The 1,066-nt window shown below is 45.4% G+C and carries 1 protein-coding gene and 1 pseudogene; one reads left to right on the top strand and one right to left on the bottom strand.

The window, feature by feature from the left end; translation table 11 throughout:
• On the top strand, nt 1-735 hold a 735-nt coding region (nagB, locus tag R7O12_RS26675), incomplete at its 5' end, for a glucosamine-6-phosphate deaminase (protein ID WP_318127085.1).
• 127 nt (nt 736-862) lie between these two features.
• Here the strand turns inward: nagB and R7O12_RS26670 are convergent.
• A pseudogene (locus R7O12_RS26670) lies at nt 863-1,066 on the bottom strand (glycerol kinase); the annotation flags it as partial.

Below are 1,066 nucleotides of genomic sequence, written 5' to 3'. Positions count from 1 at the left end.
CGTATCAACGACTTTAAACCTACTGCTGAGCGTCCATTCGTTCTGGGTCTACCAACTGGTGGCACTCCTCTAGCAACTTACAAAGCACTGATCGAGCTTTACCAAGCTGGTGAAGTAAGTTTCAAACACGTTGTCACTTTCAACATGGATGAATACATCGGTATCCCTGCGGATCACCCAGAATCATACCGTTCATTCATGTACAACAACTTCTTCAACCACATTGATATTCAAGAAGAAAATATCAACCTGTTGAACGGCAACACTGACAACCACGAAGCAGAATGCAAACGCTACGAAGACAAAATCAAGTCTTACGGCAAAATCAACCTATTCATGGGCGGCGTAGGTAACGACGGTCACATCGCATTCAACGAGCCAGCGTCTTCTCTGTCTTCTCGCACTCGCATCAAGACACTAACTGAAGATACTCGTATCGCGAACTCTCGCTTCTTTGATGGTGACATCAACCAAGTTCCTAAATACGCACTGACTATCGGTGTAGGCACACTGCTAGACGCAGAAGAAGTGATGATCCTAGTGACTGGTCACAACAAAGCACTTGCACTAGAAGCGGCTGTTGAAGGTTGTGTAAACCACCTATGGACAGTTTCTGCTCTTCAGCTGCACCCTAAAGCAGTGATCGTATGTGACGAGCCTTCACAACAAGAGCTTAAAGTGAAGACAGTTAAGTACTTCTCTGAGCTAGAAGCGGAAAACATCAAAGGTTTCTAATCCTTCGGGCGATAAGCCAAGATAACCGCTAAAAACACAAAACCCGTGAATCATCACGGGTTTTTTCGTTTCTGGGCATGACAAATACCATCACATCGCAAGCATCTTCGTTCATTTGAGAAGAACCTCAGTACGCTTGGATGCCAAATTGGCGCAGACGTTTTGGCAATACTTCATCCAGCTTGTCTAGTTCACTTGGCTCTACTTCGATCAAATTGAAGTTGTGTTGCTGATACACCGCGCGAATGGCTTCTCGCTCTTTTTCTGGCGTCTCTCCGCTATCACTTCCCCAAAACTGAAGGTACAGCTTGCCAGCAGGAAGATAAAAATC

It is taken from the genome of Vibrio sp. Vb1574 (genome assembly GCF_033338675.1).
Note: the sequence above shows the minus strand (reverse complement) of the source record. Positions and strands in the feature narration are given on the sequence as shown.